Source organism: Acinetobacter sp. YH12120 (assembly GCF_013418795.1).
GTDB classification, from domain to species: Bacteria; Pseudomonadota; Gammaproteobacteria; order Pseudomonadales; family Moraxellaceae; genus Acinetobacter; species Acinetobacter towneri.
Map to the genome: position 1 here is coordinate 167,055 of NZ_VPBI01000002.1, position 7,338 is coordinate 174,392.

At 44.1% G+C, this 7,338-nt stretch carries 7 protein-coding genes and 3 tRNA genes; 3 read left to right on the top strand and 7 right to left on the bottom strand.

The genetic code is table 11. From position 1 onward, the window contains the following. Nucleotides 1-2 precede the first annotated feature (2 nt). The 3 genes from FTU58_RS02910 to FTU58_RS02920 are packed head-to-tail and all read left to right on the top strand — an operon-like array spanning nucleotide 3 to nucleotide 1,218. Nucleotides 3-536 carry a Na+/H+ antiporter subunit E gene (locus FTU58_RS02910; RefSeq protein WP_180062016.1) on the top strand — a complete coding sequence of 178 codons (534 nt, stop codon included), beginning with the start codon at nucleotides 3-5 and terminating at the stop codon, nucleotides 534-536. Continuing rightward, a complete protein-coding gene (locus FTU58_RS02915; RefSeq protein WP_180062017.1) occupies nucleotides 533-808 on the top strand; it encodes a monovalent cation/H+ antiporter subunit F in 276 nt (91 codons plus the stop codon). The genes FTU58_RS02910 and FTU58_RS02915 overlap by 4 nt, the downstream gene beginning before the upstream one ends. Before the next feature lie 11 nt (nucleotides 809-819). After that, entirely contained in the window at nucleotides 820-1,218 is a 399-nt protein-coding gene (locus FTU58_RS02920; RefSeq protein ID WP_180062018.1) for a Na+/H+ antiporter subunit G, read from the top strand. Between the two features lie 121 nt (nucleotides 1,219-1,339). Here the strand turns inward: FTU58_RS02920 and FTU58_RS02925 are convergent, their stop codons facing one another. The 7 genes from FTU58_RS02925 to FTU58_RS02955 all read right to left on the bottom strand — a co-directional run bounded on the left by FTU58_RS02925 (nucleotide 1,340) and on the right by FTU58_RS02955 (nucleotide 7,289). Then, the gene (locus tag FTU58_RS02925; protein WP_004975876.1) at nucleotides 1,340-1,744 is read right to left on the bottom strand and encodes a ribosome-binding factor A; all 405 of its coding nucleotides are present in this window, start codon (nucleotides 1,742-1,744) and stop codon (nucleotides 1,340-1,342) included. Further along, complete coding sequence (infB, locus tag FTU58_RS02930; RefSeq protein ID WP_180060887.1) at nucleotides 1,744-4,470, bottom strand: translation initiation factor IF-2; 2,727 nt, start codon at nucleotides 4,468-4,470, stop codon at nucleotides 1,744-1,746. Before infB ends, FTU58_RS02925 begins: the two co-directional genes overlap by 1 nt. 10 nt (nucleotides 4,471-4,480) lie before the next feature. Continuing rightward, nucleotides 4,481-5,965, bottom strand: a complete 1,485-nt coding sequence (gene nusA, locus FTU58_RS02935) for a transcription termination factor NusA (RefSeq protein ID WP_004975873.1) — start codon at nucleotides 5,963-5,965, stop codon at nucleotides 4,481-4,483. 35 nt (nucleotides 5,966-6,000) lie between these two features. Further along, complete coding sequence (gene rimP, locus FTU58_RS02940; RefSeq protein ID WP_004975871.1) at nucleotides 6,001-6,525, bottom strand: ribosome maturation factor RimP; 525 nt, start codon at nucleotides 6,523-6,525, stop codon at nucleotides 6,001-6,003. A gap of 322 nt (nucleotides 6,526-6,847) precedes the next feature. Beyond that, a tRNA-Met gene (locus tag FTU58_RS02945) sits at nucleotides 6,848-6,924 on the bottom strand. 134 nt (nucleotides 6,925-7,058) lie between these two features. Next, nucleotides 7,059-7,135, bottom strand: a tRNA-Met gene (locus FTU58_RS02950). Between the two features lie 77 nt (nucleotides 7,136-7,212). Then, nucleotides 7,213-7,289, bottom strand: a tRNA-Met gene (locus FTU58_RS02955). Nucleotides 7,290-7,338 lie beyond the last annotated feature (49 nt).

Genomic DNA, 7,338 nt, shown 5'->3' on the forward strand with positions numbered 1-7,338 from the left:
ACATGCAAAAAACGAGACCGAAAACTTCGTTTTGGGACAACCTGCTGCCACACCCGTTTGTATCTGTATTGGTGGCACTGAGTTGGCTGATGTTGGCGCATAGTGTTTCTGCAGGAAATCTGTTGATGGCACTGGTTTTGGCACTATTAATTCCCAAATTGATCCAGCCCTTTATCACACGTACACCAGACATCAACTGGACTGCAGCCATTCGCTTATTCTTTGTGGTGGTCTGGGATATTATGATTAGTAATATTCGTGTCGCAAAACTGGTGCTTGGTCCAACAGATCGCATGCAGCCAAAATGGTTCCGTGTCCCTCTCGAAACACAGCACGAACAGGTCAACAGTATTTTGGCGATGATCATTACCACCACACCAGGCACGGTCACGGCTGGTATTGACCAAGATCGTGGTGATATTTTGGTGCATGCCTTAAACACTACAGATGAAAGTGTAGATATTCAAGACATCAAAAATCGTTATGAAAAACCACTGATTGAAATTTTTGATGCGCAGTCAGGAGAAAAGCAATGATGATTCTGCCTTATGCACTTGGAATCTGCATAGTTGCGATTACGCTTTCCATGTTGTTGTGCCTATACCGTCTGATTATTGGCCCTTCAATTGTGGACCGCCTGTTGGCCTTGGATACCTTATTTTTAAATGCAACCTGCTTGGTGGTAGTTTTGGGTATCTTTTGGAGTACCACCTCCTTATTTGAAGGTGCATTATTGGTGGCGATGCTAGGGTTTGTATCTACTGCTGCACTGGCGCGTTATTTCACCAGCGGTCATGTGATTGATTAAGGAGAATGAACATGCAATTATTCATGGAAATTTTAGTGTCATTCTTTTTAATCATTGGCGCCTTTTTCATGTTGGTGGGCGGCATCGGCATGGTTCGCCTGCCCGACTTATTTATGCGACTACATGCCCCTACAAAATCCAGCACTTTAGGACTAGGCAGTTTCTTAATTGCAGCCATTATTTATGCGGCATTTGAAGGACGATTTGGCTTTGCAGAAGTATTAATCACCCTATTTGCGTTTATTACCGCGCCTGTTTCTGCCAATTTAATGGCACAGGCAGCACTGCATTTACGTTTACGTTCGATGAGTGGCAATGTGCCTGAAACCTTAGACCGTCCATTACCGTGGCAACGCCAACGTCGTAATTTACGTCGTTATGAAAAAAAGTCCCATGATGATTTGGTCTAGAATATTAGTCAGGCATTAAAAAAAGCATCGTATCCGATATAACCTTGCTTACATTGCAAAAGCTCAAACATGATAGACAAAAAAATGCCACCCGAAGGTGGCATTTTTTATCATCACTGATTTATTCTTCATCTTGCTTAGGTGCTGCAGGAGGTAAATCTTTTACCGCTTCTGCAATCAAACCAAACATATAGTTACCATAGGCATTGGTTTTATCGTAGTGAAAACGCAAACGCGGGGTAATACGTGTCTTAATACGACGGCTTAACTCATGGCGCAAGAAGCCTGATGCTTTATTCAACACATCCAAGGTTTCTTTATTTGCCGTTTCGCTTTGCTCATCGCCTAATTCACGTCCCATGACGGTCACGTACACTTCCGCATATCCTAAGTCTGGGCTCACCTTCACTGCAGAGATGGTCACAAGACCACCTAAGCGTGGATCTTTCAGCTCTTGGCGAATCAGTTCTGACAGCTCACGCTGTACTGTATCCGCCATACGCTTCAGACGTTGACTACCCGCCATTAAAGACTCCGTTTAATCAATTGAACATCGTACACTTCAATCTTATCAAGTGGTTTGATGTCTTTATAGCCTTTTACTGCAAGACCACATTCCATACCTGCGCGAACTTCTTCCACCACGTCTTTATAACGACGAAGTGACTCAAGCTCACCTTGGAATACCACCACATCATCACGTAATACGCGAATTGGTTTGTTACGGTGAAGTACGCCTTCAAGTACCATACAACCTGCAGCTGCACCGAACTTACTTGAGTGGAACACTTCACGCACTTCTGCAACACCCAAAATAGTTTCACGGTGTTCAGGTGCAAGCTTACCGCTCATCGCATCTTTCACATCATCAATTAATTGATAGATGATGCTGTAGTAACGAATGTCAATACCATCGGCATCGGCTTTTTGACGCGCAGTATTGTCAGCACGTACGTTAAAGCCCAGTAATACAGCTTCTGAAGATTCTGCAAGCGTAACGTCAGACTCAGTGATCGCACCTACGCCTGAACCAATCACACGTACACGTACTTCATCGGTAGACAACTCGCCCAATGCAACAATCAAGGCTTCCAAAGTACCTCGTACATCGGTCTTCAATACCACATTGACAAATGGAACGTCTTTTTTGCCCATTGATGCCATGATGTTTTCAAGACGCATTGCGCTTTGACGCTCAAGACGTTTTTGACGCTCACGATCCATACGCGCATCGGCAACTTCACGTGCTTTCTTCTCGTCATTTACAACAAGAACTTCGTCACCTGCCATTGGCGCTTCAGGTAAACCTAAAATTTCAACTGGAATTGAAGGACCTGCAGATTTAATACGCTTACCGTTTTCATCAGTCATGGCACGTACGCGACCATAAGATGAACCTGCAAGTACCAAGTCACCTACATTCAAAGTACCGTTTTGTACCAGAATTGACGTCACTGCACCGCGACCTTTATCTACACGCGCTTCAATCACCACACCTTGCGCTGCACCTTCTTCAGATGCTTTCAATTCCATCATTTCTGCTTGAATTGAAATTAAGTCAAGAAGTTCATCAATACCTTGACCTGAATGCGCTGAAACCATTGCAACAGGTACGTCACCGCCCCATTGTTCAGGTACGATTTCTTTGGTGGTCAATTCATTCAATACGCGGTCTGGATCAGCCGATTCTTTGTCCATTTTGTTAATGGCAACAATGATTGGCGTACCCGCTGCACGCGCATGGTCAATGGCTTCTGCAGTTTGTGGCATTACACCATCATCTGCCGCAACTACCAATACCACGATATCTGTTGCTTTCGCACCACGTGAACGCATTGCAGTAAACGCTGCGTGTCCCGGTGTATCTAAGAAGGTGATAATGCCTTTGTCGGTTTGTACGTGGTATGCACCAATGTGCTGGGTAATACCACCTGCTTCGCCTGCAGCCACTTTGGCACGACGAATACGGTCAAGTAATGATGTCTTACCATGGTCAACGTGACCCATGATGGTCACCACTGGTGGACGTGTCGTTTGAACACCACGTGCCTCTTCAGCCGCTTCGAGTAAGTTATCTTCAGCTTGCGTATCCGATACTAGAACTGGGTTGTGGCCCATTTCTTCAACTACAAGTGCCGCAACTTCTTGCTCAATCGCTTGGTTTTGCGTAACTAACTCACCCATTTTCATGAGTGATTTAATCACTTCACGTACTTTAACTGCCATTTTTGCAGCCAAGTCTGCAACCACAATCGTTGCACCAATTTCAACATCATAAACTTGTTTTTTAACTGGTTTTTCAAAGCCGTGCTTGTTGGCTTGGCTCGTTTTCAAACCGCGTTTATGTGGGTTTTGGCTGAAAGATTGCTCTTCCTGACCGCGACGACCACCTTTTTTCGGTGAACGTGTATTGGTGGTACTGGTACCACGCTTGATTTCGCGGTCTTCTTTGGCAAATGAATCTTCATAAGCCTGACCCACAAGACCAGCCGCCAATGGAGAATCATCTACCACGCGAATAGTAGCTGTTGCATCTTCATTTGAGTATTTAGATGCCATCTGACGCATTTGCTCAAGCGTACGTTGCTGCGCTTCTTCAGCCGCTTTACGACGTGCTGCTTCTTCAGTCGCTTTCAACTGAGCTGCTTGCGCTTCACGTGCTTTCTTTTGCTCAGGCGTTTCAGTGACCTTCACTGCTTGCTTCACAATTGGCTTGTTGGTTGACTTACGTTTCACCACAACCGCAGCTTTCGCAACTTCTTGCTTGGCTGTTTCTTGCTTCGCTGCTGCACGCATTGCATCTAAAGCTTGTTTCGCTTTTGCAGCACCTGCTTGAGGCGCGTCTGCTTTCGCTTTGCTCTTTTCTGCCACGTCACGTGCTTGCTGTTCTGCTTGCGCTTTTTCAGCTGCTTCCGCCTGTGCTTTTGCCAGTGCTTCCGCTTTAATCTGTTCAGGATCAGGCTTTACAAATGTATGCTTCTTACGAACTTCTACATTAATCGTTTTCGCTTTGCCCGAAGTACTTGCCACTTTAGCGGTACTGGTGGTTTTACGTTTCAACGTGATTTGTCCTGCATTACCCTCTTGACCGTGAACCTTTTTTAAATGGTTCACTAGGGTACTTTGTTGTTCAGTGGAAATAATATCGTCAGCCTTACGCTGTGGTAAACCTGCGTCACGAACCTGTTCCAGGAGTTTCTCAACTGGACGACCTACACTGAGCGCTAACTCTTTAATCGACTTGTCCGTCATATATTACCTCCTAGTTAAACCATGATTCGCGCGCTTTCATAATCAATTGACCCGCTTTATCTGTACCTAGACCTTCAATATCTTCGATATCGTCAGTCGCTTGGTCAGCTAAATCATCAACTGTGATGACACCACGAGCGGCAAGCGCATAAGCGATCTCTTGTGTCATACCTTCCATTGCTAGAAGTTCTGCACTCGGATCTTGGATATTTTCTTGCTGTTGCAATGCGTCTGCCAATGCCACTTCTTTGGCACGACCTTGTAACATTTCAACAATTTCTTCATCTAAATCAATTTCGTCAAATGTTTCCGCAGGAACATACGCAATTTCTTCTAATGAAGTGAAGCCCATTTCTACCAATGCCATCGCCAAATCTTCAGCAATGTCTAGACGTGAAACAAACAAGTCTAAGTATTGTTGCGCTTCATTTTGCTGACGTGCGTGATACTCTTCTTCAAGCATCATGTTCAGCTTATAACCTGTGAGTTCAGAGGCTAAACGTACGTTTTGACCTTGTGAACCAATTGCACGTGCCAACTGATCGCTGGTTGCGAAAATAATGTCGGCAGTACGTTCTTCTTCATCAATCACAATACCCGATACATCGGCTGGCTCTAAAGCACTGGCGATATATTGTGCTGGATCATCAGACCACACCACAACATCAATACGCTCACCATTTAACTCTTGCTGTACCGCTTGGATACGTGTACCACGCATACCAATACATGCACCTACAGGGTCAATACGATGGTCGTTGGTTTTTACTGCAATTTTTGCACGTACACCCGGCTGACGCGCTGCTGCTTTAATTTCGATGATTTCTTCAGAAATTTCTGGAATTTCTTTTTTCATCAATGCAATCAGCATTTCAGGCTTGGCACGTGACAACAACAATTGTGCACCACGACCTTCACGGTTCACGCTGTACAAAATTGCATTCACACGCTGCTTAGGACGCAAAATTTCTTTGGCGATCATTTCTTCACGCGCCAAATATGCTTCTGCATTGTCGCCCAAATCAATAATAAAGCCATCTTTGGTTTGCTTTTTCACTTCACCGTAAATCAGCTCGCCTACTTTGGCTTCATAAGCATCTGCAACCAATGCGCGTTCTGCTTCACGAATTTTTTGCACAATCACTTGCTTGGCAATTTGCGCAGCAATACGACCGAAGTCAATTGACTCAACTTCAAGTTCGCGAATATCACCAATTGACCACTTTGCAGGGTCTACATCAGAAATTGCATCTTGGCATGCAGGCATTTCATGATCTTCATCTGCCACCACTTCCCACTGACGGAAAGTTCTGTAGTCACCTGTTTTACGATCAATTTCCACACGTAAGCGTGCTTCTTCTGAGTTTGTGCCTTCGTAGAATTTCTTTTTCGTCGCAGCAACAAGAGCCTGTTCAAGCGCCTCAAAAATTGCCTCACGACTTACACCTTTTTCGTTACTAACCGTTTCAACGACGGTAAGAATTTCACGTGCCATAAGTCACCTATTCGTTCAGATTCTTATTAATTTGATTAATCTTGGTAAATCAGGTTTGCTTTATCAATATTGTGACTGTCAATCTCCAATACCTGCTGTTTTTCCACTTCGACCTGAATGGTTTCATTTTCCAGATCTACAGCAACCAATTTCGCTTGAAATTTACGACGGTTTTCTACAGCACTGATTAAACGTAACGCAATGGTTTGCCCAATATATGCAGGCAATTGCTCTAATTGGAAAAATGGACGATCCCAACCCGGAGAGGATACTTCAAGTGCATATTCACCTGAAATTGGATCATGCACATCAAGCATTGCACCAACTTGCTGGGTTACACGTACACAATCTTGCACACCAATACCACGACCTTGCTCTAATTCGCCATCTTCATTTAAGACAGGTTCTGCATTTTCATCGACAGCTTTGTCGATATAAATACGTAACAAAGAACGCTTACCTTGTGGAATAAACTCGATTCCCCAAAGATCCACATCACATGCTTGCACTGCTGGCGCAATTAAGTCCTGAAGTGCTTGAGTTTTATTTGATAGCTTCATTTACTCTCGTCATTCTGCTGCGGTTCAATGGTCTTATTTGACCACTACACATTCATACAAACTATAGTAGTAGTGAAACATGACACTTTGACTTTAGGCCGCGCACGGCTTGTATCGACACTACACGATAGCCAATAAAAAAGGGCGTAATCGCCCCTATTCTTGCACAGTAAAACCAATATCCACTGTGCAAAAAGGCCCACCTAGTTGTGAGCCTCTTTAGAAACTTGGTTGCGGGGATTAGACTAAATCTAACCATCTTTGCTAGTTTATTATGCTGAATTCAATCAACTAAAACTAACGTACCACACCATTAGAAACTTGGTAGCGGGAGCTGGATTTGAACCAACGACCTTCGGGTTATGAGCCCGACGAGCTACCAGACTGCTCCATCCCGCATCAACGTGCAAAAATTATATACAAATATAAATAAGTTTTCAATCAAACTTAGCATTTTTGCCTGACTTAAGTTGCACCTTAGTCAGTATAAAGCGAAAAACTCATATTAGAGCATAATCACACTTTTAAAATATTGGTAGCGGGAGCTGGATTTGAACCAACGACCTTCGGGTTATGAGCCCGACGAGCTACCAGACTGCTCCATCCCGCAACAACATGTAAATACTTATCTCAACCTAAAATAATTTAAGTTGCCTACGCTTAATTCACGATAAGCTTAGGATTGATTGGTAGCGGGAGCTGGATTTGAACCAACGACCTTCGGGTTATGAGCCCGACGAGCTACCAGACTGCTCCATCCCGCAACAACATGTAAATACTTATCTCAACCTAAAATAATTTAAGTTGCCTACG

Bases quoted from the DNA above. Each gene is read 5' to 3' on its own strand.
- infB (WP_180060887.1), bottom strand. From the start codon at position 4,470: ATGACGGACAAGTCGATTAAAGAGTTAGCGCTCAGTGTAGGTCGTCCA.
- rimP (WP_004975871.1), bottom strand. From the start codon at position 6,525: ATGAAGCTATCAAATAAAACTCAAGCACTTCAGGACTTAATTGCGCCA.
- FTU58_RS02925 (WP_004975876.1), bottom strand. From the start codon at position 1,744: ATGGCGGGTAGTCAACGTCTGAAGCGTATGGCGGATACAGTACAGCGT.
- FTU58_RS02910 (WP_180062016.1), top strand. From the start codon at position 3: ATGCAAAAAACGAGACCGAAAACTTCGTTTTGGGACAACCTGCTGCCA.
- FTU58_RS02920 (WP_180062018.1), top strand. From the start codon at position 820: ATGCAATTATTCATGGAAATTTTAGTGTCATTCTTTTTAATCATTGGC.
- nusA (WP_004975873.1), bottom strand. From the start codon at position 5,965: ATGGCACGTGAAATTCTTACCGTCGTTGAAACGGTTAGTAACGAAAAA.
- FTU58_RS02915 (WP_180062017.1), top strand. From the start codon at position 533: ATGATGATTCTGCCTTATGCACTTGGAATCTGCATAGTTGCGATTACG.